This window comes from Peptostreptococcus sp. D1, assembly GCF_900112955.1.
Classification (GTDB): domain Bacteria; phylum Bacillota; class Clostridia; order Peptostreptococcales; family Peptostreptococcaceae; genus Peptostreptococcus.
In genome coordinates this window covers 1-24211 of record NZ_FONP01000017.1, presented here as the reverse complement: position 1 = coordinate 24211, position 24211 = coordinate 1, and the positions used below count along the sequence as shown (strand labels likewise).

Annotated in this window: 33 protein-coding genes; all 33 read left to right on the top strand. The window is 32.6% G+C overall.

All coding sequences use genetic code 11. The features are described from left to right. Positions 1-5: 5 nt before the first annotated feature. The 33 genes from BM120_RS09540 to BM120_RS09385 all read left to right on the top strand — a co-directional run bounded on the left by BM120_RS09540 (position 6) and on the right by BM120_RS09385 (position 24039). Positions 6-605 carry a site-specific integrase gene (locus tag BM120_RS09540; protein ID WP_330389459.1) on the top strand — a complete coding sequence of 200 codons (600 nt, stop codon included), beginning with the start codon at positions 6-8 and terminating at the stop codon, positions 603-605. Positions 606-796: 191 nt separating this feature from the next. Then, positions 797-1216, top strand: coding sequence for an HNH endonuclease (locus tag BM120_RS09535; RefSeq protein WP_091995490.1), 420 nt, complete (start codon positions 797-799; stop codon positions 1214-1216). 150 nt (positions 1217-1366) lie between these two features. After that, positions 1367-2218 carry a ParA family protein gene (locus tag BM120_RS09530; RefSeq protein WP_091995488.1) on the top strand — a complete coding sequence of 284 codons (852 nt, stop codon included), beginning with the start codon at positions 1367-1369 and terminating at the stop codon, positions 2216-2218. A gap of 66 nt (positions 2219-2284) precedes the next feature. Continuing rightward, a complete protein-coding gene (locus tag BM120_RS09525; RefSeq protein WP_143076538.1) occupies positions 2285-2563 on the top strand; it encodes a hypothetical protein in 279 nt (92 codons plus the stop codon). A gap of 1 nt (position 2564) precedes the next feature. Beyond that, positions 2565-3263, top strand: a complete 699-nt coding sequence (locus BM120_RS09520; RefSeq protein ID WP_091995484.1) for a hypothetical protein — start codon at positions 2565-2567, stop codon at positions 3261-3263. A gap of 53 nt (positions 3264-3316) precedes the next feature. Beyond that, positions 3317-3796: a phage terminase small subunit P27 family gene (locus BM120_RS09515; protein WP_091995482.1), complete on the top strand. Its 480-nt coding sequence runs from the start codon at positions 3317-3319 to the stop codon at positions 3794-3796. After that, positions 3797-5560 carry a terminase large subunit gene (locus BM120_RS09510; protein WP_207645717.1) on the top strand — a complete coding sequence of 588 codons (1764 nt, stop codon included), beginning with the start codon at positions 3797-3799 and terminating at the stop codon, positions 5558-5560. It begins immediately after the preceding gene. A 93-nt stretch (positions 5561-5653) separates the two neighbouring features. Beyond that, the gene (locus tag BM120_RS09505; protein ID WP_091995480.1) at positions 5654-5836 is read left to right on the top strand and encodes a hypothetical protein; all 183 of its coding nucleotides are present in this window, start codon (positions 5654-5656) and stop codon (positions 5834-5836) included. A gap of 16 nt (positions 5837-5852) precedes the next feature. Beyond that, complete coding sequence (locus BM120_RS09500) at positions 5853-7100, top strand: phage portal protein (protein WP_091995479.1); 1248 nt, start codon at positions 5853-5855, stop codon at positions 7098-7100. Next, complete coding sequence (locus tag BM120_RS09495) at positions 7081-7812, top strand: head maturation protease, ClpP-related (RefSeq protein WP_177187418.1); 732 nt, start codon at positions 7081-7083, stop codon at positions 7810-7812. Before BM120_RS09500 ends, BM120_RS09495 begins: the two co-directional genes overlap by 20 nt. A 133-nt stretch (positions 7813-7945) precedes the next feature. Next, positions 7946-9097 (top strand): phage major capsid protein, encoded by a 1152-nt coding sequence (locus tag BM120_RS09490; RefSeq protein WP_091995475.1) that lies wholly within the window; start codon positions 7946-7948, stop codon positions 9095-9097. A 16-nt stretch (positions 9098-9113) separates the two neighbouring features. Next, entirely contained in the window at positions 9114-9398 is a 285-nt protein-coding gene (locus BM120_RS09485) for a head-tail connector protein (RefSeq protein WP_091995473.1), read from the top strand. A gap of 27 nt (positions 9399-9425) precedes the next feature. Further along, positions 9426-9839 carry a phage head closure protein gene (locus tag BM120_RS09480; RefSeq protein ID WP_177187417.1) on the top strand — a complete coding sequence of 138 codons (414 nt, stop codon included), beginning with the start codon at positions 9426-9428 and terminating at the stop codon, positions 9837-9839. Beyond that, positions 9832-10275, top strand: coding sequence for an HK97 gp10 family phage protein (locus tag BM120_RS09475; protein WP_091995469.1), 444 nt, complete (start codon positions 9832-9834; stop codon positions 10273-10275). The genes BM120_RS09480 and BM120_RS09475 overlap by 8 nt, the downstream gene beginning before the upstream one ends. 8 nt (positions 10276-10283) lie before the next feature. Next, positions 10284-10706, top strand: a complete 423-nt coding sequence (locus BM120_RS09470) for a phage tail terminator family protein (protein ID WP_143076537.1) — start codon at positions 10284-10286, stop codon at positions 10704-10706. Between the two features lie 18 nt (positions 10707-10724). Further along, positions 10725-11825 carry a phage tail sheath subtilisin-like domain-containing protein gene (locus tag BM120_RS09465; protein ID WP_091995466.1) on the top strand — a complete coding sequence of 367 codons (1101 nt, stop codon included), beginning with the start codon at positions 10725-10727 and terminating at the stop codon, positions 11823-11825. 9 nt (positions 11826-11834) lie between these two features. After that, positions 11835-12263 (top strand): phage tail tube protein, encoded by a 429-nt coding sequence (locus BM120_RS09460; protein ID WP_091995464.1) that lies wholly within the window; start codon positions 11835-11837, stop codon positions 12261-12263. 34 nt (positions 12264-12297) lie between these two features. Next, positions 12298-12696: a phage tail assembly chaperone gene (locus BM120_RS09455; protein ID WP_091995462.1), complete on the top strand. Its 399-nt coding sequence runs from the start codon at positions 12298-12300 to the stop codon at positions 12694-12696. A 35-nt stretch (positions 12697-12731) separates the two neighbouring features. Beyond that, on the top strand, positions 12732-12875 hold the full coding sequence (locus BM120_RS10915; protein ID WP_177187415.1) for a hypothetical protein: 144 nt from the start codon (positions 12732-12734) through the stop codon (positions 12873-12875). A gap of 33 nt (positions 12876-12908) precedes the next feature. Further along, positions 12909-15203 (top strand): phage tail tape measure protein, encoded by a 2295-nt coding sequence (locus BM120_RS09450; RefSeq protein WP_091995460.1) that lies wholly within the window; start codon positions 12909-12911, stop codon positions 15201-15203. An 11-nt stretch (positions 15204-15214) separates the two neighbouring features. Then, the gene (locus BM120_RS09445) at positions 15215-15904 is read left to right on the top strand and encodes a LysM peptidoglycan-binding domain-containing protein (protein ID WP_091995458.1); all 690 of its coding nucleotides are present in this window, start codon (positions 15215-15217) and stop codon (positions 15902-15904) included. After that, positions 15883-17322 (top strand): C40 family peptidase, encoded by a 1440-nt coding sequence (locus BM120_RS09440; protein ID WP_091995456.1) that lies wholly within the window; start codon positions 15883-15885, stop codon positions 17320-17322. Before BM120_RS09445 ends, BM120_RS09440 begins: the two co-directional genes overlap by 22 nt. Then, the gene (locus tag BM120_RS09435; RefSeq protein ID WP_177187416.1) at positions 17322-17648 is read left to right on the top strand and encodes a DUF2577 family protein; all 327 of its coding nucleotides are present in this window, start codon (positions 17322-17324) and stop codon (positions 17646-17648) included. Before BM120_RS09440 ends, BM120_RS09435 begins: the two co-directional genes overlap by 1 nt. Continuing rightward, the gene (locus tag BM120_RS09430) at positions 17641-18078 is read left to right on the top strand and encodes a DUF2634 domain-containing protein (protein ID WP_091995453.1); all 438 of its coding nucleotides are present in this window, start codon (positions 17641-17643) and stop codon (positions 18076-18078) included. Before BM120_RS09435 ends, BM120_RS09430 begins: the two co-directional genes overlap by 8 nt. Beyond that, positions 18078-19103 (top strand): baseplate J/gp47 family protein, encoded by a 1026-nt coding sequence (locus tag BM120_RS09425; protein ID WP_091995451.1) that lies wholly within the window; start codon positions 18078-18080, stop codon positions 19101-19103. The genes BM120_RS09430 and BM120_RS09425 overlap by 1 nt, the downstream gene beginning before the upstream one ends. Next, positions 19096-19650: a putative phage tail protein gene (locus BM120_RS09420; RefSeq protein ID WP_091995449.1), complete on the top strand. Its 555-nt coding sequence runs from the start codon at positions 19096-19098 to the stop codon at positions 19648-19650. The genes BM120_RS09425 and BM120_RS09420 overlap by 8 nt, the downstream gene beginning before the upstream one ends. Continuing rightward, positions 19650-20159: a hypothetical protein gene (locus BM120_RS09415; RefSeq protein ID WP_091995447.1), complete on the top strand. Its 510-nt coding sequence runs from the start codon at positions 19650-19652 to the stop codon at positions 20157-20159. Before BM120_RS09420 ends, BM120_RS09415 begins: the two co-directional genes overlap by 1 nt. Before the next feature lie 2 nt (positions 20160-20161). Continuing rightward, complete coding sequence (locus tag BM120_RS09410) at positions 20162-21403, top strand: hypothetical protein (protein WP_091995445.1); 1242 nt, start codon at positions 20162-20164, stop codon at positions 21401-21403. A 16-nt stretch (positions 21404-21419) separates the two neighbouring features. Continuing rightward, positions 21420-21839, top strand: a complete 420-nt coding sequence (locus BM120_RS09405; RefSeq protein ID WP_091995444.1) for a hypothetical protein — start codon at positions 21420-21422, stop codon at positions 21837-21839. Positions 21840-21854: 15 nt separating this feature from the next. Next, on the top strand, positions 21855-22061 hold the full coding sequence (locus BM120_RS10985) for a hypothetical protein (protein ID WP_091995442.1): 207 nt from the start codon (positions 21855-21857) through the stop codon (positions 22059-22061). A 77-nt stretch (positions 22062-22138) separates the two neighbouring features. After that, complete coding sequence (locus tag BM120_RS09395; protein WP_091995440.1) at positions 22139-22414, top strand: hypothetical protein; 276 nt, start codon at positions 22139-22141, stop codon at positions 22412-22414. A gap of 5 nt (positions 22415-22419) precedes the next feature. Next, a complete protein-coding gene (locus BM120_RS09390) occupies positions 22420-22680 on the top strand; it encodes a phage holin family protein (RefSeq protein ID WP_091995438.1) in 261 nt (86 codons plus the stop codon). A gap of 69 nt (positions 22681-22749) precedes the next feature. Beyond that, positions 22750-24039, top strand: a complete 1290-nt coding sequence (locus tag BM120_RS09385; protein ID WP_091995436.1) for a glucosaminidase domain-containing protein — start codon at positions 22750-22752, stop codon at positions 24037-24039. The last annotated feature ends 172 nt before the right edge of the window (positions 24040-24211 follow it).

Below are 24211 nucleotides of genomic sequence, written 5' to 3'. Positions count from 1 at the left end.
ATCCAATGGAATGTCCTTTTTTATTTGATATACTTAAAATAAAAAGGAAGGATATAATGAATTATGTAGAGCCGATTAGGGACAAAAATAAATTAGAAGATATATTAAAATATTTAAAGAAAACTAATTTGAGAAATTTCATATTATTTTGTATAGGAATTTATACAGGTCTTCGTATTTCAGATATTCTAAAATTGCAAGTAAAACATGTACGGGGGAAAGAGTCAATAAGGATGAAGGAACAGAAGACCGGTAAAGGAAAGGTTATAAAAATAAATAAAGTTTTAAAAAAAGAACTGGAAGACTACATTAACGGTAAGGAAGAGTATGAGTATCTTATAGCTAATAGTTCTACCGGTATGAATCCGATAAGCAGGCAACACGCATATAAGATAGTTAAGGATACATGTAATACGTTCGGTATTGAAAATGTAGGTACACATAGTCTTCGCAAGACATTTGGATATCATTATTATAATGCTACAAAAGATACTGCAGTATTGCAAAATATATTCAATCATTCAGACCCAAGTATAACGCTAAGATATATAGGTATTAATCAGGACACAATATCTGATGCCTATGAATCAATGCGTTATTTTTAATTTAGTAGCAATATATGACATATTGAGTCGGTGTAATATTGGAGTCAAAAAAGTATAGTAAGAATACCAATAAAGTATAGATTAAATCAATATGTATAGGGTTTGATGAATAGGATAAAATAAATATTACAGAATAATAGATATGTCATATTTGACAGTGGATATGATGGATATGATAGAGGTGATAGAGGATGGCATTGACGAGGGTATGTAAGTGTGGTAATAAAGTTGAATTAGGTAAAGAATGTGATAGATGTGGATACAATAGACATAGTCATTATGATATTCATATCAGAGATAAGAAGCTTAAACAATTCTATAAGTCTAAAGAATGGACAAAGCTATCACACTATATAAGACAAAGATACAATCATATAGACGTGTATCAGCTATATAAATACAATCGAATAGTATTATCGGAAATGGTACACCATATCATACCAATAAAAGATGATTGGGATAGAAGACTTGACCCAGACAACCTAATACCACTTTCCAGCAGTTCTCACAATGAAATTGAAAGAATATACTCTAATAATGAACAACAAAAGAGGACATTAATTTCTGAATTGTTTAGACAGACAAAACAATTCAGGGGGAGGGGGAAGTAAAAAAAGTTTTAAATATTAATCTCTAGGACCGCGGGGGAATTTTCTTGCGAAAAAATGCCAGAAAGTCCAAAAATATTTAAGAAAAATCACCCATGCTAATTCCAATATGATATAATAGAACATGTAAATGTTAAGTTATGGAGGTAAGTCATGGGAAAGGTTATTTCGATTATTAATATGAAAGGCGGAGTAGGAAAAACAACTCTAAGCATAGGAATAAGTGATTACATATCAGATATAGATAAGAAGGTTTTGATAATAGATGCAGACCCTCAATTTAATGCAACACAAGCATTATTAGATACATATAAAAGTAAAAACAAAGATGATGTTAATGGAAACTTTTATGCTAATTTTGTCCAAAAAAATGAGAAAACTATTTTTAGATTATTTGAAATGGATAAAAGTATTATGAATAAATTTGAAATGCCTAGTTCTGAAGATATAATTATAAATTTAAAAGATAACTTAGATATATTGTGTGGGGATTTGAGTTTAGTTTTAGCAAATTCAATAAGTAATCATCAATATGTAAATAGAATCAAAAATTTTATTAAAAACAACAACCTTAAAGATAAATATGATTATATATTTATTGATTGTCCACCAACTTTAACAATTTATACGGATAGTGCCCTAATGGCCTCTGATTATTATTTAATTCCGAACAAAATAGACAGATATTCTATAGTAGGTATTAGATCTTTACAACGTGCAATTGATAATTTAATCAGTCAGGAAGATATTGAATTGAAATGTTTAGGGTTGATATATACAATGGTTGATAAAAATAATAGTGTTAAGCAAAATCAAATAAAAACAGATTTTGAAAGTAAAGATATTGTTAACGAAATAGATATATTTGATTCAGTATCAACAATAGTAAATGATATACAAAGAGGAAAGCAAGGACCTTTACCAACGAAATATAAGGCTTCAAGAGAAGATATTGAAGCAATTAGCATAGAGCTTATTAATAAATTAGGGAATGGCGAGGGATAAAATATGTATTCTAGTTTAATAATATTCAGGAATGAATTGAAAAGTAAAAATATACAAAAATATAAGATGATAGGTATACTCTCTGAAATGATTTTATCAAAAGAAATATTTCAAAAGAATAGTGATATAGATGAATTTATTACTAATGTGTTTGACATTAGTTTTAAACATTATGTTTATAAATCTAGGACATTGATTGTGGCTAAAACTACCAGAATTATTTATAATACTGAAGAAATATATAAATATCAAAAAAATGTATATTCATATATAAATAAAAAAATAGAATTGTATCAAGATTTGAAAAATAAAAGTGATAAAAATACTTTTGATGGATGGATTTAAAATGAATGATAAACTTTTAGAACCTGAGTTGAAAAAAATTAAAATAAATATAAATAAATTCGTTGAACACGTGGAGGATTATTTAAATAGTAATTCGGTAAAATGTAATCAAAGCGATAGTGAATTTATAAGATTTATTTCAAAACAAATTATTTTTTTAAAAATGATTTGTTTTGATAAAGAACTTGATGTCTATAGAATAAGCCTAATTTCAGACTTCTATTTTTTGATGAATAGCATTCTTGAAAATCAAATCAGATACATATTTTTAAACAAACGATCTATAATTGAAAATTATATAAGGCTAATAAAAAAAATAGAAAATGGAAGAGTAACAATTAATGCATTTGAAGGATTATCAGATAATAAATACGAAAATTATTTGGATAAAAATTACTATTCATTTTTAAAAAGTCAATATTCAGAAGCTTGTGAGTATATACATGGTGGTGAAAAATGGCAAGAGAGCTTAGTAGAAGATTATTTATCTTGTTTAAAAAATAATAGTAACATTGGAGAAGGTTTTAAAAATAAAAATAGTTTCTACAAAAATTTTTATAAATCCATAAGCATATTAAATCGAATGATGTTGATTGAACATTCATATAATATGATTTCTTATTTTCATAGAAAAGGAGATATAATAAAATATTTGCAAGAAGAAAAATATCATTCATTATATGTGAATTTAAAGGAATAAGAGCTGAAAGGCTCTTTTTATATGTGAAAATTTAAGGAAGGAAGGGATTAAATATGGCAAAGACAGGAAGACCGCCAAAACTATCAGTAGTTTCTACAGGAAAAATTGGTAAGGAAAAGAAATTGCAAAGAGAGATTGCAGAATCTAAATTGAAGGTTAAGAGAGATTTAAAGGCTCCAGCTTGGTTATCGAAAGAAGCTAAGAAGGAATTTAAAAGAATTGTAGTGGAATCTGAACCACTTGAATTAATTGATAATATGGACTTGTCTATATTATCAATTTACTGCGATGCATATTCTACATATGTAGAAGTGACTAAGAAAATAAATGATTTTGGATTTACGATTGTAGATGATGAAGGCAATACTTTTGTGAAAGAGGAAACTAAAGACCTTATCAAGATTAGAAAAATGCAAGTAGATACTATAATGCAGTGTTCTTCTAAATTAGGACTTGCCACATCTGATAGATTGCGACTTGTGATTCCTAAGTCGGAAGAATCAACAACAAATCCTTTCTTGAAATATTTGTAGATGATTACAAGTGAATTAATGGATAGAACTACGGAATATGCCCTAAAGGTTGTAGATGGAATCGTAAAGAAAGGTAATACTGAAATATTATGTTGTAAAAGGCATTTGGAAGATTTGAAAAAATCTGAAGGAGAGTGGGATTATTACTTTGATGTTGATGAAGCTGAAAAATATATAAATATTACTAATGAGTTGGTTATAGCTGAAGGTGAAAAGGAAAAAAAATTGAAAACTAGAGGTTTTCAGAATTTTATAATCGGGTCTATACATGGCTGGAAAAAGAAATCTAATGATGCACTACGATATAGAGAGGGATATATTCAAATAGCTAGGCAAAATGGTAAATCATTTTTGGCAGGTTCAGAGAGTAATAATTTTAGTACCTTTAGAGGATATAAGCTAGGGAAAATATATTGTGCTGCTACAAAGCAAGACCAGGCAAATATAGTATGGGATGAGTTGGCAAAGTTTATCCGGTCAGATAAGTGGCTTGAGAAAATGTATAAAATTAGAGAGCATGACAGAACTATTAAAAGTTTTGTAACCGGAACTGAAATTAAGGCTATAGGTAGAGATACAAAATCTGCAGATGGATTCAGGTCTATATTTTCGATAGTAGACGAGTATCACGCACATCCTAATGCTAAAATGTATCAGCTTTTACTTGATGGGCAGATTAATGTTGATTCGGCTTTAACATTAATAATAACTACCGCAGGATTTAATATAGGTGGTGCTTGCCATCAGAAATATCAGATGTGCAAGAAAATATTAGAGGGAGTTATCACAAAAGATTCTCAGTTCATATTTATAGCTGAAATGGATGAAGATGATGATATTTGGAATCCTGAGAATTGGGCGAAAGCTTCTCCACTTAGAATGTGGAATGAGGATGATACTTTGAATGAGGAAATGGTTCAAAGGGTAAAAGAGAAGGCTGTGAGTGCTAAGGAAGAAGGCGGTAATGAGCTAGTAAACTTCTTGACTAAGGAACTAAATCGGTGGGTGACAAATGCAGGTAGACAGTTACTGGATTTAAAAAAACTTATAAAATGTAAGTCCAAAAAAACTCTAAAAGATTTGAGAGGGAGAGAGTGTATACTTGGGATTGACCTTTCCTCTGGAGGAGATTTGACAAGTATTGTGCTGATATTTCCTCCGAAAAATGATGATGAAAAAGTATTTATACATCATCATTCATTTATGCCTATTATGAGATTAGAGGAGCATATAAAGACTGATGATGTACCATATCAGTTGTGGGCTGATAAAGGATTGCTTGACCTTACCACTGGTGGTGGAGGATATAAGACTGATTACAGCTTTATCACAGCTTACTTGAAAAAAATAAAAGAAGAGTATGACTTAAAATTCATTGACTGTGGATATGATCCTCATAATGCAGGGGCATATATAAGTGATTTGGAGTTTTTAAATTGTGATTTGACCGAAATTGTACAGTCGGCAAGAAGCCTGTCCGATGCAACGATAGATTTTAAATTGACGGTAGATGCACTGGGAATTGAATATAATGATGAAGACGAGCTACTTAGCTGGTCTTTTTCTAATGCAATCACTACCAAAAATAGTTTTGGCGAAACGAAGATAGATAAGAATACAACTACAGGAAGAATAGACCCTGTAGATGCAACTATAGATGCATGGAAGTTGTATTTTTTAAATAAAGACAATTTGAAATATAATGCTGATGATGATTTCGACGATTGGGAAGTTATGATGTCAAGTTTTAAGGACAAAAAATAGTGTAGTTAAGATAAGAAATATCGTAGTTAAAAATAGAAATGGTATTTTTTATGAAATAAGAGGTAGCAAGATGAAAGAAGGTAAATCAAGAAGATGGGAGTATTAGGATTGATTCAGGTAGGAATGGTGTTGCTTAAAATTGCTGGGATAAGTAAACTGAATTGGATTCAAACATTTATTCCGATGTATATAGGTATAGTATTATGGATATTGGTATTTGTGATATTTACTATAGCCAACATTAAGATTGCATCAAAGAAAAAGAATAGGCAATAAGAATGGGGGTGAAGTAGTGGGAATAATAAATAGGATTTTCAAAAATGAAACTAAAGATAATGAAGTAAGTATTAGTAAGATTAATGAATTTTTCAAGAAAAAAGATTTGGCATTTACAAATGATTTATCAGAGGTGACGTATTTTATTTGTATGAAGGTGTTAAGCGAATCACTAGGGAAATTATCAATACATCTAAAAGATGGTGATGGTAATAAGGTTAGTAATCACGAAGCATTGGAACTATTGGCAGTGAGACCCAATTCATATATGACACCAAGTACATTTAAAACATTGATGGAATTTAATAGAAATCATTACGGGAATTCATATGCATATCTTAATTATAGAGGGGCTAAATTAGTGGAGATAATTCCACTTAGACCACAGAATATGAGTATTATTGTGAATAATTCTGATGATTTAAATAGTACTAATGTCAATTTGAAATATGTGTATCAATATTCTTATAATGGGAAGATGTATTACTTTAAGCCGGGTGAAATTCTACACCTAAAGGGTGGTACAACTACAGATGGATTCGTAGGTAAATCTGTGAGAGAAATTCTTGCAAGTACCCTAGGTAGTGCTAAGGAATCACAGAAATATCTAAACAATCTATACAAAAATGGATTGACGGCTAATGCGATAATCAAATATGTGGGAGATTTCAATAAAGAAAAGAAAGAAAGACTGGTGAAAGAAATTGCTGAATTTGCAAGCAATGATAGTAATGAAAGGATAATACCGATTCCCTTAGGAATGGATTTGGTACCACTAGATTTGAAGCTGACTGACAGCCAATTTTATGAGTTGAAAAAGTATACATCACTTCAGATTGCCAGTGCATTTGGTGTAAAGCCTAATCATTTAAATGATTATGAGAAATCAAGCTATGCAAATAGTGAAATGCAGAATTTGACATATTATGTAGATACTCTATTATTTATCCTCACTCAGTATGAGGAGGAATTTAACTATAAGCTACTAAGCAGTGAAGAAAGGGGCAAGGGATATCATTTTGAATTTAATATAGCATCTATCTTAAGAGGTGACTTAAAAAGTCAAACTGAGTCGCTTTCTAAGCTGACTACAGGATCCATATACACAATTAACGAAGCCAGAAATTATCTTGGTATGCCTAAGATTGAGGGTGGAGATGTAATTATGGTAAATGGGTCATATGTAGACTTGGAGAACATAGGTAAAGCGTATGAAAGTATACCGGAGGAAGGAGGTGAAGATAATGATAAGAGTACAGAATAATACAGATTATACTGATATCTATGTAGTAGGTGATATTGTGGATGATAGTTGGAAAGGATGGTCATGGGGTGAAGACATGGACACGTACCCGTCAGATATCAGGAGTTTGCTAGATGGTGCAAATAATAAGGCTGTGAATGTATATATTAATTCAGGTGGTGGAGATTTATTCGCAGGGATTGCCATAAGTAATATGTTAAAAAGACATAATGCAAGTACTAAGGCAATAGTAGATGGATTGGCAGGAAGTGCAGCATCTGTAATAGCATTTGGCTGTGATAGCATTGAAATACCTGAAAATGCATATATTATGATACATAAGCCGTCAAGCTGGTGTAGTGGCAATTCAGATGATTTTTTGAAAATGGCTGAGACATTGGAGACATTGCAAGAAGGCATATTAAATACATATATGACCAAGGCAGTAGAAGGAGTGAGCAAAGATAAGGTAAATCAGATGATTAACGATGAGACTTGGCTTACCGGAGAAAAAGCTAAAGAGTATTTCACAGTAGATACGGTCACTAAAAATGTAGTAATTGATAATAAGGTGGGTAGCTGTGTTTATAATTATACAAAAGTGCCTAAGTCACTAGAGGATATTTTTAATAAGGAAAAATTAAACTATAGTGATGAATTTTATAATGAAGACGAAAAGAGAGATGTATTGAATAGAAAAAGTAGAGAGATTGATATAGCACTTACACTGTAATAAATGATTTAAGTGTAATATCGATTTGTTAAATATGGATAAATTTGAAAGAGTTACTAAATAATAGTAACTTTTTTTATTGAAAAAATCAATATAAGTAGTTGGAAATAATTTTATAAAAAAGGAGACAGATATGCTATTAAGTGTTGAAATAAAGAAAAAAATAGAAGATAAGAAAAATGAAATGAAAAAATTAAGAGATGCAGGCGACATAGAAAATGCACATAAGTTAATTGCTGAAATTGATAATTTAAACAAGGAATTGGAAATCCAATTAAAGATAGAAGCTGATGAGCAAAATAATGTAGTTAATTCAGGAAAAGAGTATCATCCGGAAGGTGAGAAGGTAAATGAAAATAGAGCATTTAACAAGGCTTTGATGGGGAAGAAGTTAAATGAAAGTGAAAGAAAATATGTTGAAGAAAAGTTGATTTCTAATCAAGCTGGTGCAGTAGGTGTGATAGGAAGCGAAGATACTAGAGGAGGTTTTTTACTTCCTGAAACGCATGAAACTCAGATTAGGGAATTGAGAAGAAAAAGAAGAGCACTGAAAGATTTGGTAAATGTCAAGAAAGTCACTACTAGGTCTGGTAAATTTAGCACTGAGGGTGACAATTCAAAATTAGAGTTAGTGAATTTTGATGAAATAAGTGACTTGACTGAAAAGGATTTGAAATTTGCTCAGAAGACTTGGAACGTGAAAGACTATGGACTATTGATTCCAGTGAGTAATTCATTCCTACAGGACACTGATGTGAATATAGTTGATTATATAGGAAAGGAGTTTGCCAAGGCATCTGTAAGGACTGAAAATAAACTGATAATTACTGAAATGAAGAAATTGACTGCTACTACTATGAAAGGTGTAGATGATTTAGTGTCAGCTTTGAATACGGGAATAGATCCAGCTATTGCTGAAAATGCAAAAATAATTACTAATCAGACTTCTTTTGATTGGTTGGATAAACAGAAAGACGGAAATGGGTTGCCATTACTACAGCCTTGTCTAGCAGAGCCTACAAAGAAGCAATTAAAAGGTAAGGTAATTGAAGTATTCTCAGATGAAGAATTAACACCAAAGACTGCAGGGAATCTAACATTCTACATAGGTGATGCTGAAGAATATTTAGATTTCTTTGATAGGCAAGAAATTGAAATCGCAATATCTGAAGAAGCAGGATTCAAACAGAACACTACGTGGCTAAGGGTGATTGAAAGATTTGATGTAGGTATATATGACGATAAGGCATTGGTGCTTTGCGAAATGAAGAAGCCTACAGCGTAGTAAGGTGGTGTGATTAGTGGATTTAGATTTTGTAAAAAACTATCTTAGAGTAGACAATGATGAGGACGATTCACTAATTAATCACCTCATCAAGTCCGCTAATGCATATATGAGAGGTGCTATTGATGAATATGATTCCAAAATGGAAGTGGAAGCATTCAAGTTAATGGCACAGCTTGTAATGCTGACTATAATTTCTGAATGGTATGACAATAGGCTATTTACGAAAAATAGCAATTATGACAAAGTGAGTAAGATTGTCACGTCAATGATTCAGCAGCTTCAATATAGCGAAAGCTAGGTGATCTAGATGATATTTATTGGGAAAATGGATAGAAGAATTGAAATCTATAAGAAAAATATTGTAGGTGGAATAGTTAAGACTAAAGGCAATGATGTCATTGAGAATACTAATGAAATTCGCTGTAAGCGAAATGAATTGGGCGAAGTGATTGGAGAATATAGTGATGATGAAAATGAATTGTCGGAGAATATTCAAGGATTGAAATTATATAAAAGAGTGTGGGCGAATGTAGTGCCAATGAAATCCAGCGAGAAGGTGGATAAGACTGGGACTATAGTCGGTGATGATTTATATAAAATTAACATAAGATATTTAAGGGGCATTAATAGAAAGTGCGTGATTAAATATCAAGGTCTTGAATATGAAATTGAGTCAGTGCAAGAGGTGGATAGAAGAAGATATCTTGAAATCATATGTAAGAGGTCGAAATATGAGTAGTGTAATAGTGATAGGTGCTGATGAGTATATTAAAGCACTAGATCAGATTGAGAGAGAATTGCCACAGGAAGTCGAGAAGAAATTGGATAGGAAAGCTAAGGAACTAGAGAATCTAATATCTGAAGATATTGAAAGACAAGGATTGATTAGGACTAAGCATTTATTGAAAGCCCCTAAACACAGAAAACCTGTGAAAATAGGGAAGACCTTTGAGGTGGAAGTAAAATTGAATGAGCCACATGCACATTTGATAGAAGAAGGGCATGAGTTAGTAAAATATGTTGGTGCTAAGAAGAAAAATGGAGGGAAGAAAGTGCATTTAGGACGTGTGAAAGCATTTAGACCTATTCAAAATGCAAGAGATAAGATGAATTTGACATATGAAAAAGATATACAAAATTGGATATATCATATGATTGAATATAGATTGAGGTGATATATTTGGTGACTATATTTGATGTGAAGAAAGCATTTAATGAAAGTTTAAAGAAATTTACTGGAATAGAAGTGGCAAGTAAGCAAGTGGATGAAAATTTTGACACACCAGTATTTTTCACCGAAATGGAAATTATTTCATCAAGTGCTTTGAATAAGACCTTTCAAGAGAATAATGTAAGATTGAGGGCAATATATTTTCCTAAAATTGAAAAAGACCAAGCTGATATGCTAAAGATGATAGCAAGGCTTGAAGAGTGCTATAGATTGAATTTCTATGTAAAGGATAGAGTGCTGAATGTAAAAGAGATTGAATATGATATTGACGAGGAAAATGGATATTTGATATTTACTTTTAAGCTAAGTTATCTGATTGCTTATGAAAAAGAAAAGTATGATTTTATGGAAAATGTAGAAATAAATAATAAGTAAATGAAAGCGAGGTAAAAAATGGGACTACCAATTACAAAGATTGATTTTGTCGCAAAAGCTGAAGACACGTCTAGATTACTGCAAAGAGGTGTTGTAGCAATGCTACTAAAGGCAAATAGCACGAATGTCTACACATTCAAGAGCTATGAAGAAGCTAAGTCAAAGTTAGCTACTGACAAGATAAGCTTGCAGGCTGATGGAGAAAAGGCACTTGAGATGATATTTAGAGGTGCGACAAATAGACCATATAGAGTGCATATTGCATTTTGCAATGTGGAAGAAAAGATAGTGGAATCACTACAGGTATTTGAGGGAATAAAATTCGATTGGATATGTTGTCCTGAATTTAGTGCTAAGAATGCTGAAATAAGCAAGTGGGTGAAAGATTTGAATAATGACAGAAATCTTGAAGTGAAAGCTGTGCTAAGCGGTGAGGGATTCGATTCAGAATATATAGTGAATTTTGTAGGAAATAAAATTGTAATGGATAAGCTAGGCAATAAATCTAATGTGGAGGTTAGTGCTGCATTATTCACTGCTAGGGTAGCAAGTGCATTGTGCGGAACTCCACTGACTAGAGCAATCACTAATCTAGAGCTTCAAGACGTGGCAAGTGTGGAAAGATTGACAAATGCTAAATATGATGAGTTGATTGAAGCTGGCAAGCTAGTAATCTATAATGACTGGGACAAGGTGAGATTTGGTAGAGGAGTAAATTCCTTGACTAATCTTAATGGAAAGACAGAGGATAGGAAGAAAATATTGATTATAGCTAAGATGCATATGTGGAAAAGAGAGATTAAGGAATTGATTAATGAAAAATATCTTGGAGCTATGCAAAATGGAATCAATGAAAAAATGCTACTAATCACGTCAATCAAGCAATATAATGCGGAATTGGTGAAAATGGGTGTAATATTAGCATCTACTTCGGAAAGTGATGTAGATATTGACGTGGTAGCACAGGAGAATTATTTGAAGACTATCAAGAATATCGACACAAGCAATATGAGTGAAAAGGATATAAGACATGCGAATACTGGAAGCAATGTATTCTTAAAAGCAGACTTGTCATTCACAGATGCAATGGAAGATATTCAAGTCACAGTAAGTTGCTAGGAGGTTAAAATGAAAAATTATAATACTGACAATACATTTTGTGGGTCACATGGTGAGCTATGGATAAATGATACTGAATATGCAGAAGTCATATCAGTCAATATTGAAATAAATGCTGAATATGGAGATATTGATAAGGGAAAAGACATGGCAAAGCATAAGAAATTGCTAGGATATGAGTGTAAGGGCGAATTTGAATTAAATAAGGTCGATTCATCAATTATGAAATTTGTGTCTGATTCGTTAAAAAGAGGTAAGGCTCCACGAGTTAAAATAGTGGCAAATATTGATGATCCTGATGCAATGGGTAATGAAAGAATAGCAGTATATGATGCACTGCTAGATAAAGCAACTCTTGCAGATTGGCAGGTAAGACAGGTTCAAAAAGAAAAGGTAGCGTTTACATTTACAAATTGGGAAATATTAGAATCTGTATAATTTTTATAAAAATTAATAATTAGGAGATGTGAGAATGAGTATAGTCGAAAAATTAATGAAAATAGATGCTGGGTTGTTAAGCAAAAATAAAGGCACTCTTAAAATGAAATTAAAGAGAATCGGTGAAGAAGTGGAATTTGAATGTGTGGAGGTAGATTCTGAAAAGGCAACAAATCTTGATGAAGAAGCGTTGAATATTCAATTATCTGGTGGCATTGGAATTGCTACATTTAACACTAAAATCAAATTGATATTATTAGGGTGCAGTTTATTTTCCAATAAGGAACTGCAAGAGCATTTTAATTGCACAGATTCAAAAGATTTAATCAAGAAATTATTGACTAAATCTGAAATTGAAAAGCTTGCAGATTTCATCGCAAATCTAGGTGGATTGGCAGATAGTGAAGATTTGATTGACGAAGTAAAAAACTAATATGGGAAGATGGGAAAGTGAATTTCATGTATCTGATGTTCAAAGAGAAGGGAATTCTCCCATCTTCAACATATAATATGGGCAAAGGCGAAAGAATAATCGCCAATGCTTTCTTAAGGGAAGAAATTGAGCAAAGAAATAAAGAATCAGAAATGATGAATAAGATGTTAGGTGGCTAGATTATCTAGTCACCTATTTTTTAGGAGGGAAAAATGGCGAAAGTAATTGATACTATATTGAGATTACGTGATCAGGTCACTCCGACACTTACTAAGGTGCAAAAAGGGATGTATGGATATACCTCTAGCATGATGACCACTGGGAAAATGCTAAATAGAGTAGGTGGAAATATGCAAGCAGTAGGCACTGCGACATTAACTATGACTGCTCCCCTTGTGGCAATGGGCGGTGCAGCACTAAAGACTGGAATGCAATTTGATAAGACAATGTCACAAGTTAAGGCTATATCAGGTGCTACTGGCTCTGAATTTCAAAAGCTAAGAGATAAGGCGAGAGAAGTTGGGGCAACCACTTCCAAAAGTGCAATGGATGCAGGAAATGCAATGGTATTCTTGTCACAAGCTGGATATAGTGTGAATGATGTATTAAGCCTATCTAAGCCACTAGTGCAGACTGCAATAGCTGGAAATATAGAAATGGCACAAGCATCAAGCTTGCTAGCTGATTCTATGAATTCTGCGAACATTCCTGTAAAAGATGCAACTAAATATTTGGATATGGTCGCAAAAACTGCGAATGTGACAAATACTGATGTGGCACAATTGATGGAAGCGTGGATTGGTGCAGGTGGGTCGCTGAGAACTGCTAATATAAGCATGAGCGAGACTAATGCATTGCTAGGAATATTGGCTAATGCTGGTATCAAAGGCAGTGAAGCTGGTACATCACTAAGTAGAATATTTATGAATTTAAACTCTACAGGTGCTGAAGCTGGTAAGGCTATGAAAGCACTAGGAATCAATGTTGCTGATTCTAGCGGAAAAATGAGGTCAAAAGTAGACGTATTGAAAGAGTTGAAATCCAAGACAGATACGCTGACCGAGGCTGAGAGAAATCATTATATTCAGATGATTGGTGGCAAGCAATATGCTAATGATTTAAAGATAGTGCTAGATGGAATGGGAAATTCATTTTCAGATTTGACTAGTCAAATCAATAATTCAAGTGGTGCATTAAATAAAATGGCTGTGGTAATGGCTGATAACCTACAAGGTAGCCTTGAGGAATTGAAATCAGCTTGGGAAGACACTTTGATTACAGTATCAGATGCAATCACACCTACAGCAAGGAAGTGGATTGATTCACTAAAAGGAATATTAGAAGGAATAAAAGGAATGAATCCTGAAGTGATAAGATTCTTTGCATCATTTACAGTAGGATTGACAGTATTTGGAGCAGTGAATTTTGTGATAGGAAGCTTCTTAAAGACGATGGGTAGTCTATTATTAAGTGGGTCAAGATTGATAAGATTCTTTATCACATTGCCAGCAGTGGCTTGGAAATTCCTAGGCGTAATAGGGATAATCATTGCAGTTGGTGTGCTAGTCTATAAGAATTGGGATAAAATATCTGAAGTATTTGCTAAAGTCAAAAAGAAGCTACTAGAATTCTTAGATGCAACAATTGGGTTAGATAATATCAAGGCTGTGTTTAGTGATTTGAAAAATACAGTTAAATCATTTGCTGATGGATTTAAGATAGTAGGCAAAGAATTTGGCAAGCTATTTAATGATATTAAGCCACATTTAATGAATATACTGAATATATTTCTATTTGTAGGAGCGAATATAATTGGTGCTGTTGTGTCGATAATTACTGGTGTAGCACTAGCATTAGATGGTGTCTTAACTGTAATAAGAGGAATTGTGAAGGTCATAGTAGGATTAGTGACAGGTGATTTTGATTTGATGAGTAAGGGTGTCAAGGATATAATGAATGGCATCAAGAAAATAGTAAGTGCATATTGGAAAACTATCAAGAATATATTTTTAATGCCAATTAAGGCTGTAATCAAGCTAAATAAGGAAGCGTTTGGAAAAGCTGTGGATTGGGTTAAAAACAAATGGAAATCTCTTAAGAGCTTGATGAAGAAAGTAATTACTGGTTGGGTGAAAGCTAAGACGAGTGGCTTTGCTAGTGCCTTGAGTAAGGTGAAAAAGAAGTGGAATGAAATTAAGAAAGCACTATCTAAGCCTTTGAGCGGTGTAATCAACCTATTCTCCAATAATCGTAGTAGTGACGGTGAGCATAGGACTGGTAAGAATAGAATTCCGTTTGATGGATATAGGGCTATGCTACATAAGGACGAAATGGTGCTAAATAAGTCGGAAGCTGATAAATATAGAAATGGAGCTACTTCCAGCAATAGTTCCAAAACTACTATTATCAATATTCCTAAATTGGCTGATGTATTGCAAGTAAGAGAAGAAGCTGATTCAGAGAAGGTGGCTAAGGATATTGCTAGATATATAAGATTTGCAGTGTAAGGAGGGATATAATGGAAGCGTGGTTGAAAACTGAAAACATACTATTTAGATTCCCTCTTGTACCTCAGCAGATAGAAATCGACGGCGGATATAGGGTGGACACTGACTATCTTGCCAATGGAAATGAGATATCTATATTTGGTGGAAAGAATTTGAAAAAGACGAGCCTAAGCTCTCATTTTCCAAGTGATAAGGATAGATCCTATCTAGAATTTTATGATTTTCCAGAGCCTATGGAATGTGTGAGAATAATTGATGAAATAGCAAGGTCTCAGTCCGAGATTAGATATATTGTGACTGAGACTGAAATTAATATGCCTATCAAGGTCACTGGATTTAAGAGAGGGATTCAAGATGCAACTGCAGATATATATTTTACCCTAGATATAATTGAATATATCACTCCTAAAGCAGTGGGGTGGAGTCCGTTGAATAATACGGGTAGTAGTGTCAATAGTAATAGCAATGTCGCTACTACTAAGGTGCCATTGAATAAAAGGAGTGATGATAAATCTGCTAAGACAGTAGGCAAAATTCACACTGTAGTTAAGGGAGATTGTTTGTGGGATATTGCTGACAAATACTACAAAGATGGCTCTAAATATAGGCGAATCAGAGATAATGCAGAAAATCAAAAGAAATATCCTAAGTTAAAAAATTCTAATGTAATAAGTGCTGGATGGAAGCTGGTGATACCTTGATTAAATTAATATTACATATTAGGCAAGGTGCATTTTGGGATATTACTGATATGGTGCCATATGTCAGAATCAGTGGTGATAGTGCTAATATTTCAAGGACATTGGAGACTGAAATATTTCAAAACATATATGATAAACAATTACAAAGTATAGGTATACTGGAGGGTTCAAGTATTTGTTTTTATGAAAATGAAAAGGAACTATACAGAGGAAATATCATAGATGTATCTAAAAGTGCTAAATCACATACGGTAAAAATTACTGTGAAGGATATAGGATATAATCTTGGTAGTGTTAAAATTAGCAAGAACTATAATAACATCACTGCAGAAAAAATAGCAGAAGATGTAATCAAGCAATCTAAATTAGGGATAGGGAAAATAGCAAAAACTAATATTAAATTGACTAGATTCTTTAGAGATGTATCTGCATATGAAATGATAATGACTATGTATACACTAGCATCCAAAACTACTAAAAAACAATATATGGTGGAGGTAGAGCTGGATAAAATCAATGTTATTGAAAGAGGTCAAGTGATAGATATTTCATTTGACGAAAATAACAATATATATGACCTAGACCATAACATATCCATTGATAATTTGATTAATACCGTAACAGTCACCGACAATAAGGGGAATAAAATATCGCAAAATACTAATAGTGAATTGTCTAAGATTTTTTATTTTATTAAAAATAAAATCATTGAGGTTGAAGATAAAAATAAAGCTACTAAGGAAGTAATCAATGCAGAGTATCATGGGTCAGATTACACTACAAATCTGACTGGATATGGAAATTATAATTGTAGAAGTGGTATGAAGGTGCATGTCAAAGAACCACAGACAGGACTGATAGGAGAATTTTTCATAGATTCAGACACTCACGAATGGAGTGGTGGAGCATATAAATGTACACTAGGATTGAATTTCAACAATATAATGGATAGTAAGGAAGCCGGAAGCGACAAGGAAGAAAGCAGTGAAACTGGTGAAGGTGATGAATCATTAGGAATATCATTTAGTGGTGGTGCTACCAGTAATGAAAAGCAGAGAATAATATTAGCAGAAGCGTATAAGATGGTCGGCAAGGGTCGATATACATATGGTGGCAGGAGCAATATTTATAATACCGATTGTAGTGGCTTCATATATTTTATTCATAAGAAAGCTGGTATTACTGTGGGAAGTGCTACATCATCACAAAAGAGTAATGGTAAAGCTGTGAGCCTTAAAAATATTTTACCCGGAGATTTTATTGTAATGGGCAGTAAATACTCACCTTCAGGAAGACACGTAGTGCTGTATGTGGGTGATGGAATGATAATACATAATGGAGGTCCGGCAGGAGCACCTATCACAAAAAGAAAGCTATACACCTATGGAAAGTATTATGTAAGGAGGTGCTGGGGGTAGTGAATGGATATGAGGAATTGAAGAGAGAAATAGAAAAGAAAGCTCGTGCATACAGGCGAAATAATATTTACATTGTAAGAGTAGAAAGCGTAGATCCATTTAAAATATCTAATGGATATTTTGGTGAGATATTTGCCGAACAAATAGCTATTCTATCAAATACCAAATTGGCACTAACGGGGAATATCACCGAAAATGCTGATAATCACACACATAAAATTAAGAAAAATGATTTTAAAGTGGGTGACGATTTGCTGGTACTGCTGTATGAGCAGGAGTCAGAGCAAAAGTTTATCGTGGTAGATAAGGTGGTGAGCTATGAGTAATTTCCCATTTGTCGGAGTAGAGAGCGACTATGGTTATAATACAATAAATGAGTTGCCAAATCCAAAAGAAATGAAGATTAGCTATGATAGTGGCGAAGTGATATTAGATGATACAGGCAATATAGCCATAGTAGAGGGATTGGAAGCGATTAAAATATGGTGCTATTTGGCAATCAAGACACAGAGATTCAATCATAATCAGATATTTTCAAGCGATTATGGAAGTGAGCATAGAAAATTGATTGGGTGGGAGTATTCAAAGGAGCTGACTGAGACTGAAGCCTATAGATACATCAAAGATTGTCTGATGGCAAATCCGTACATTAATGATATTAGGAATATGGGGGTAAATAGAAAAGCTGACAAACTATATATTAATATTGAAATAGACACGAAGTACGGGAATGAGAAAATAGAGGGAGTGATATAGTGAAGGTAAGAAGCAAGGAAGATATATTAAGCTCTATGATAAACAATTTTAATATGGATATTCCGATATATGAAGGAACTATCACCCATGCTATATTCTCATCTGTAGCCAATGCCATAGCTAGAGAATATACAATTAAAGATGAAGAAGAAAAGCAAATATTTTTAGTGGATGGAAGAAATGATTTCTTGGATAAAAGAGCGTGGGAGTTCGGATATGACAGAAAGGAAGGGAAAAATGCAAGAGGTATAATTACCTTTGTGACAGCCAGCACTGAGATAGTACCCGAAGGGCTGACAATATCATGTAATGGTGTGGATTTTGTGACACTTCATGCAGGACAACTATCAGAAAATAGTGTAGATATTCATATAATGGCTGTCAATGTAGGTAGTGCTGGAAACATTAAAGCTGAGAGCAATTTTAAATGTGAAGAGATGTATTTTGAGAGAATATATAATAAAGAAGATTTGACTGGAGGTATTGATATAGAGAGTGATGAAGATTTTAATACCAGGTTTTTCTATACCCAGAGAAATAAAGGTACGTCCGGAAATGAAGACCACTATAATGAGTGGGCGAAAGAAGTAGATGGGGTAGTGGATTCCAAAACTACTGGTTTAAAATACGGAAATGGTACAGTGGAGGTAGTGGTAGCAGGTGCTAATAACGTGGTAAGTAGTGAGGTAGTAAATGCGACTAAAGTACATATAGATAGTATCAAGCCTATAGGTGCAAGTGTGACGGTAAAATCCATGAGCGATTATAGCTTGAGCATTACAGCCAAAGTGAAAGCTAGCGATGTTAAAGGAATTGAAAAAGAATATAGAAATATAGCCGGTGATTATCTACTAAAATCCAATGAAGTCATATATAGCAAAATGTATTCTCTACTGGCAAACATTGAGAGTGTGGCTGATGTAGTGGATTTTAAAATAAATGGACGTACGTCAAATATTAAAATCGATTCACAACAAAAGGCGAAGATAGGTGATATTAAATTTGAGGTGATGGGTGATGTATAAGATTAGAGACTTAGAGTCATATTTCCCACAAGTATACCTAAATAGCTATGTAAAAGAGGTGCTGAGGTGCTGTCAAATTGAGATTGAGCAATTATTTGATAATCTGATATTAGCAGAAAAAGAATATTTCATCTCAAGTGCGACGTACTCGTTACCTTGGTGGTCTAACCTAGCTGGGATAGACTATGATAAGAATGTAGATATTGAAACATCAAGGAGTAATATTTTAGCACGTATCAGAGCAAATGGTATCACAACGGTAGATGTCATTAAAAGGATTGCTGAAAGTTATAGTAATGGGAAGTGTGAGGTAATTGAAAATTTTGGTGATTATAGTTTTGTAGTGAGATTTGTCAGTACGGTAGGAATACCGAACAGGATAGACGAAATCAAAAAAATAATTGATAAGGTAAAGCCAGCACACCTTGCGTATGACTTTGAATTTAAGTATCGTACTTGGGGCGATATTAAAAATATAGGTAAGACTTATAGTGAATGGAAAACAGAAGGTAAAACGTGGAATGACTTGAGAGAGGGGGTATTGTGATGGAGGGTTACGAAAAAACAGAGATTTTAAGCTTAAACAAAATAACAGATACAAATATAGTTGATATAGATGCCATTCAAGAGAATTTCAATGAAGTAGAAAAAAATATAGGAAAGATTAGTGGTATAGAAATAGATGGCTTTAATCAAGACATAGAGTTAAGTTCTGAAAAGTCCGTAGCAAATTTCATTAAATTCATCTGGAAAAAGCTAAATAGCATCGAGCTTACAGATTTAAAAGTAAAGGTTACAACTGACGGAAACAAGACTCTTGATAAGGTCTTAAAAGCAATCAAGAACTCAATAGGAACTCTAACAAGTTTAAAGACGAATGAAAAAAATAGCACTGTTGGAGCGATTAATGAGGTATTTGATACTACAACAAATCTAAAGCAAGCTGATAATCTACTGAATGAGCAATTAAATGCTATTAATTCGAAGATAACAACAAATAATGCTGAATTTGACAGGCTAAATCGTCAATTTAGACAGTTGAATGGTGGTGAGTAAGTATGGCATGGAATGATAATGCTAGTATGTATGATGAGCATTTAATCAATTATAAGCATGAGTTGGATAAAAGCAAGGTATATTTTGAAGAAATAAAAGATAGCTTGAATGATAAAAGTTCCGAGTTTGAATCAAGTAATGTTTCAAATGTTGAGGAACTAAAAAATTGGATAAAAAAAACAAGTAGCATAGTTAAAAACCCAAAACTAAATTTTACTTACCATGAAAATTCCTACATCAAAGGTTTTTCTTGGGGAACTTTTTCTAGCTTGAGAGGTGTTGAGACTAGAAATGGAACTAAAGTAGTAGTTGCATCAACCTACCCTAATGAGGCAACTATAAATATTAAAACTAAAGGTAATGAATATAAAAAAGTCAAAACAGACAGAAATAATAAAATGTTACTTTTATTTGCTATTGACGATGATGTGTTTTATATCTTCGGTGGAAGCTTAATGAAGTATAATGTTGTTTCAGAAACTGAAACTGAAATTGTAATACCAAACATAACTATGTTAGGAGGTATAAATCAAATTGGCATTGATGAAGCTTCTAAAAAATTTGTATATGGAAAAAACTATAATGAATTATTAATTTATGATTGTGAAAATAACACAATCATAAATAAAAAAATATCTCAAGTAGATGTTTATCCTAATAGTGTAGTGTGTCATAATAACTATATTTATGTGATTGGAACAGATTTAAAACAATCAGGTTTTTCAATTGCAAAGTTTGATTATGATTTAAACTTTATTTCTAAATATAATTTTGAAAATTTAACTTCAGGTAATTATGGAGGGAATATCATAGCTGGAGAAAAAATATATCTATTACAAGTAAATTCTGCAGGTGTATACAAAGTTTTCATTTTTAATTTAGATACTTTTTCTTTTTTAAACGAAAAAAATATTGTTAAGGAGAATGAATTTTGGCAATCCGTAAAAGCTAAAACAGCTGCAAGTGGAACTATAACCGGCTATAATAGAGATATTATTATGGATGATAAATTCAATATAAATTGTGGTTTAAATCGAAAATCACTGTATGGTACAACACAAATTTTGGATTTTGAAACAGAGACCATTTTCGAGATTGGCGAAATCAATAAATACAATAGACTCGCAAATATGGGTGCTTTTATTGATAAAAATGGTCATTTTAATCAAATATTATCAATGATTGATAATAGTGACAATAGTAAAGCTGGCGGAACAATTTACGAAAGAATATTTAGTATTTAAAAGAGAGGTATTATATATGCATGACATAAAAATATGGGATAGAGTAGAAAGGTTAAAGGGATTAGATTCTAGTGTATGGTTAAACGCATACCCACAGGCATCTACGAAAACATTGGTGTTAGTAGATGATACCTCAGTGTATTTTTTGGAAGATATCAAAGAACAAGGATTTAGTGGAGAATCAGATATTGAAATAGTTAATGCTTTTTTGAAGAAAAAAGATGATGAAAGCAAGGCAAATGAAAAACAAGAAAAATCATTGGAAGAATTAATATCAGAAAAAGCTACAGAGATAGCGACCAAAATAGTTGATAAAGCGAAGGTGGAAAATGCCTTAGGTGTAGCTGAATTATCATTAAAAATAGATGAGGTTGACGTAAAAGGTTCAACCGCAGTGGCTGAAATATCAGAAATATTGGCTACTTTAACAAGTTAAAAGGAGATGATTAGAATGAGGAATTTAATTATAAAAATTAAGTTCTTTTTTTATATTCTAAAATTTATACTGAAAGGGGGTGCAGAAGATATGGCAATGTGTTGGATTACTTGTATAGTTGCAGGTGTAAAGACTTATAAGGAAGTACCTAGATTTTTAAAGGCTAAAGTTAAAGAGCTTTTAATAGCTATGGACTTGCAGGAACTAATCATAGAAGATTAGTTCAATAACAATTAGGGGCTAGATTAGTTTCTAGTCCCTTTTTTTAAAATATTTTAAAAAAGTGAGGAATAAAATATATGACAGAACAAGATTTCTTGTGGTATTTAATAAAAGTGGGGGTGCCAATTGTTGCATTGGTTACACCCTTATTAAAATTGAATGGAAGTATAATCAGGCTCAACGAAAGGCTTGAAACAGTGTTGAATCATAATAAAAATCAAGATTTAAGACTAAATAAGCATTCTGAACAGATTGACGATTTAACGGCTAAATCAGAGAATCATAATGCTAGGATAAAGAATTTAGAACAAAGAGAGTGTAAGTTTGAATTAAGCAATAAGAGAGGGGAGTAACAGATATGGAATTTAATTTATTGAATTTTATAAATGAGAATATGATAATTTTTATACCTGTATTGTTTGTGATTGGTGCATTTATGAAAAAGTCAAGGATACGTGATAATCTAATTCCTTGGTTTTTGCTTGTTATATCATGGGTATTAGTATTTGCTACTACATGGGATGGACAACAGGCAGTTGTGCAAGGTACATTGATTACTGGTATATGTGTACTAGGAAGTCAACTGTACATTCAGACAGTGAGAAAAAGAGATGAATAAGGAACTTATAGGGGTAGCTTTGTGCTACCTCTTTGCTCTTATTTTGATGATTAAAGGATGTGATAGAAAATGACAGAACAAGAATTATTTATAGATAAGATTAAAGATGGTGCAATCGCTGGATGGCATGAGGGAAAAATATTACCGTCAGTGACTATTGCACAAGCTTGTCTTGAGAGCGGATGGGGTAAATCTGAACTAGCAAAAAATGCTTGTAATCTGTTTGGCATTAAAGCTAAAGACGATTGGAAAGGTGAAAAGTATCTAGTTAAAACTGCTGAATATGATAAAAATAATAAGAAGTTTTACATAGATGCGTATTTCAGGAAATATAGAAACTGGCAAGAGTCGCTTATTGATCACGCTAAGTTTTTTCATAATCCAACGTGGAGAAAAGAAAACTATAAAAATGTAATTGGTGAAACTGACTATAAAAAGGCGTGTAAGGCTCTTCAAAGTGCGGGGTATGCAACTAGTCAGAAGTATGCGAATCAGCTTATAGGGCTGATTGAGATGTATAAATTGTATCAGCATGATGAGATAGTAAAGAAAGGATTGAGCGAAATGAGAATATTTTTAAGTGTTGGACATTCAATTTTAAAAAATGGGCTAAATACGAGTGCATCAGGCTTTGTAAATGAATATTTTTATAATAAAGAACTAGCACCACTGATTAAAAAATATCTTGAAAAAGCAGGTCATAAGGTAGATGTAATTATTTGTCCAGAGAAAAAATTTAATACAAAATACGAAGAATCTACATATAAACTACCAATAGCAAACAATGGCAATTATAATCTAGTTGTCGAATTACATTTAAACGCTAGTAATGGTTCTGGAAATGGCTCAGAAGTGTTCTTCTATAAAGGAGATAATACCGGCAAAAAAATTGCTTCTGGAGTTGTAAATAAATTGTCTGAGCTTGGATTTAAAAATAGAGGGGTAAAAAATGCAAGTCTATATATGATAAACGATACTAAGCCAACAGCTATATTGATAGAATCGTTCTTTTGCGATAATAAACATGATGTAGATTTGGCTAAAAATTTAGGTTTTGAAAAGATGGCAAAGGTTATAGCGGAAGGTATTCATGGGTCTAAGATAGAGGGTGGAAATGTGAAAACAGATAACATGGTAAGCAACAAAAATAAATGCGTAATGTATTATAAAGATGGCAATGAGATTACAGCTAAATTTATAGCCCAACAATTAGGCATTCCATGTTTTAAAGATAATAATAAAGATTTGCCAAATGACCAGCATGATAAGTGGGATATATTGTATATCGGTGATTTAGGCAAAGACAAGATTGACACAGCTAAAGAAGCTTGTAAGAAGTTTTTAGGGTGGAAGATATAAATAGTAGAGGGTAGCAAAATGCTACCCTTAATTTGTTCTATATAGGAGTTAAAAGGGAGTTAAAAACTCTAATTTTTATGTAAAATATAATCAAAACCATAAAATGTAAAAAATAAAATTAAGTTATTTCAACTGTTTTAAATCATATAAAAAATATATATGTAGAGTGGGA

What these genes read in the sequence shown, in the direction of transcription:
- BM120_RS09540 (WP_330389459.1), top strand. Translation starts at nt 6, where the DNA reads ATGGAATGTCCTTTTTTATTTGATATACTTAAAATAAAAAGGAAGGAT.
- BM120_RS09535 (WP_091995490.1), top strand. Translation starts at nt 797, where the DNA reads ATGGCATTGACGAGGGTATGTAAGTGTGGTAATAAAGTTGAATTAGGT.
- BM120_RS09530 (WP_091995488.1), top strand. Translation starts at nt 1,367, where the DNA reads ATGGGAAAGGTTATTTCGATTATTAATATGAAAGGCGGAGTAGGAAAA.
- BM120_RS09525 (WP_143076538.1), top strand. Translation starts at nt 2,285, where the DNA reads ATGATAGGTATACTCTCTGAAATGATTTTATCAAAAGAAATATTTCAA.
- BM120_RS09520 (WP_091995484.1), top strand. Translation starts at nt 2,565, where the DNA reads ATGAATGATAAACTTTTAGAACCTGAGTTGAAAAAAATTAAAATAAAT.
- BM120_RS09515 (WP_091995482.1), top strand. Translation starts at nt 3,317, where the DNA reads ATGGCAAAGACAGGAAGACCGCCAAAACTATCAGTAGTTTCTACAGGA.
- BM120_RS09510 (WP_207645717.1), top strand. Translation starts at nt 3,797, where the DNA reads ATGATTACAAGTGAATTAATGGATAGAACTACGGAATATGCCCTAAAG.
- BM120_RS09505 (WP_091995480.1), top strand. Translation starts at nt 5,654, where the DNA reads ATGGGAGTATTAGGATTGATTCAGGTAGGAATGGTGTTGCTTAAAATT.
- BM120_RS09495 (WP_177187418.1), top strand. Translation starts at nt 7,081, where the DNA reads ATGATAAGAGTACAGAATAATACAGATTATACTGATATCTATGTAGTA.
- BM120_RS09490 (WP_091995475.1), top strand. Translation starts at nt 7,946, where the DNA reads ATGCTATTAAGTGTTGAAATAAAGAAAAAAATAGAAGATAAGAAAAAT.
- BM120_RS09480 (WP_177187417.1), top strand. Translation starts at nt 9,426, where the DNA reads ATGGATAGAAGAATTGAAATCTATAAGAAAAATATTGTAGGTGGAATA.
- BM120_RS09475 (WP_091995469.1), top strand. Translation starts at nt 9,832, where the DNA reads ATGAGTAGTGTAATAGTGATAGGTGCTGATGAGTATATTAAAGCACTA.
- BM120_RS09465 (WP_091995466.1), top strand. Translation starts at nt 10,725, where the DNA reads ATGGGACTACCAATTACAAAGATTGATTTTGTCGCAAAAGCTGAAGAC.
- BM120_RS09460 (WP_091995464.1), top strand. Translation starts at nt 11,835, where the DNA reads ATGAAAAATTATAATACTGACAATACATTTTGTGGGTCACATGGTGAG.
- BM120_RS09455 (WP_091995462.1), top strand. Translation starts at nt 12,298, where the DNA reads ATGAGTATAGTCGAAAAATTAATGAAAATAGATGCTGGGTTGTTAAGC.
- BM120_RS10915 (WP_177187415.1), top strand. Translation starts at nt 12,732, where the DNA reads ATGTTCAAAGAGAAGGGAATTCTCCCATCTTCAACATATAATATGGGC.
- BM120_RS09450 (WP_091995460.1), top strand. Translation starts at nt 12,909, where the DNA reads ATGGCGAAAGTAATTGATACTATATTGAGATTACGTGATCAGGTCACT.
- BM120_RS09445 (WP_091995458.1), top strand. Translation starts at nt 15,215, where the DNA reads ATGGAAGCGTGGTTGAAAACTGAAAACATACTATTTAGATTCCCTCTT.
- BM120_RS09440 (WP_091995456.1), top strand. Translation starts at nt 15,883, where the DNA reads ATGGAAGCTGGTGATACCTTGATTAAATTAATATTACATATTAGGCAA.
- BM120_RS09430 (WP_091995453.1), top strand. Translation starts at nt 17,641, where the DNA reads ATGAGTAATTTCCCATTTGTCGGAGTAGAGAGCGACTATGGTTATAAT.
- BM120_RS09420 (WP_091995449.1), top strand. Translation starts at nt 19,096, where the DNA reads ATGTATAAGATTAGAGACTTAGAGTCATATTTCCCACAAGTATACCTA.
- BM120_RS09415 (WP_091995447.1), top strand. Translation starts at nt 19,650, where the DNA reads ATGGAGGGTTACGAAAAAACAGAGATTTTAAGCTTAAACAAAATAACA.
- BM120_RS09410 (WP_091995445.1), top strand. Translation starts at nt 20,162, where the DNA reads ATGGCATGGAATGATAATGCTAGTATGTATGATGAGCATTTAATCAAT.
- BM120_RS09405 (WP_091995444.1), top strand. Translation starts at nt 21,420, where the DNA reads ATGCATGACATAAAAATATGGGATAGAGTAGAAAGGTTAAAGGGATTA.
- BM120_RS10985 (WP_091995442.1), top strand. Translation starts at nt 21,855, where the DNA reads ATGAGGAATTTAATTATAAAAATTAAGTTCTTTTTTTATATTCTAAAA.
- BM120_RS09395 (WP_091995440.1), top strand. Translation starts at nt 22,139, where the DNA reads ATGACAGAACAAGATTTCTTGTGGTATTTAATAAAAGTGGGGGTGCCA.
- BM120_RS09390 (WP_091995438.1), top strand. Translation starts at nt 22,420, where the DNA reads ATGGAATTTAATTTATTGAATTTTATAAATGAGAATATGATAATTTTT.
- BM120_RS09385 (WP_091995436.1), top strand. Translation starts at nt 22,750, where the DNA reads ATGACAGAACAAGAATTATTTATAGATAAGATTAAAGATGGTGCAATC.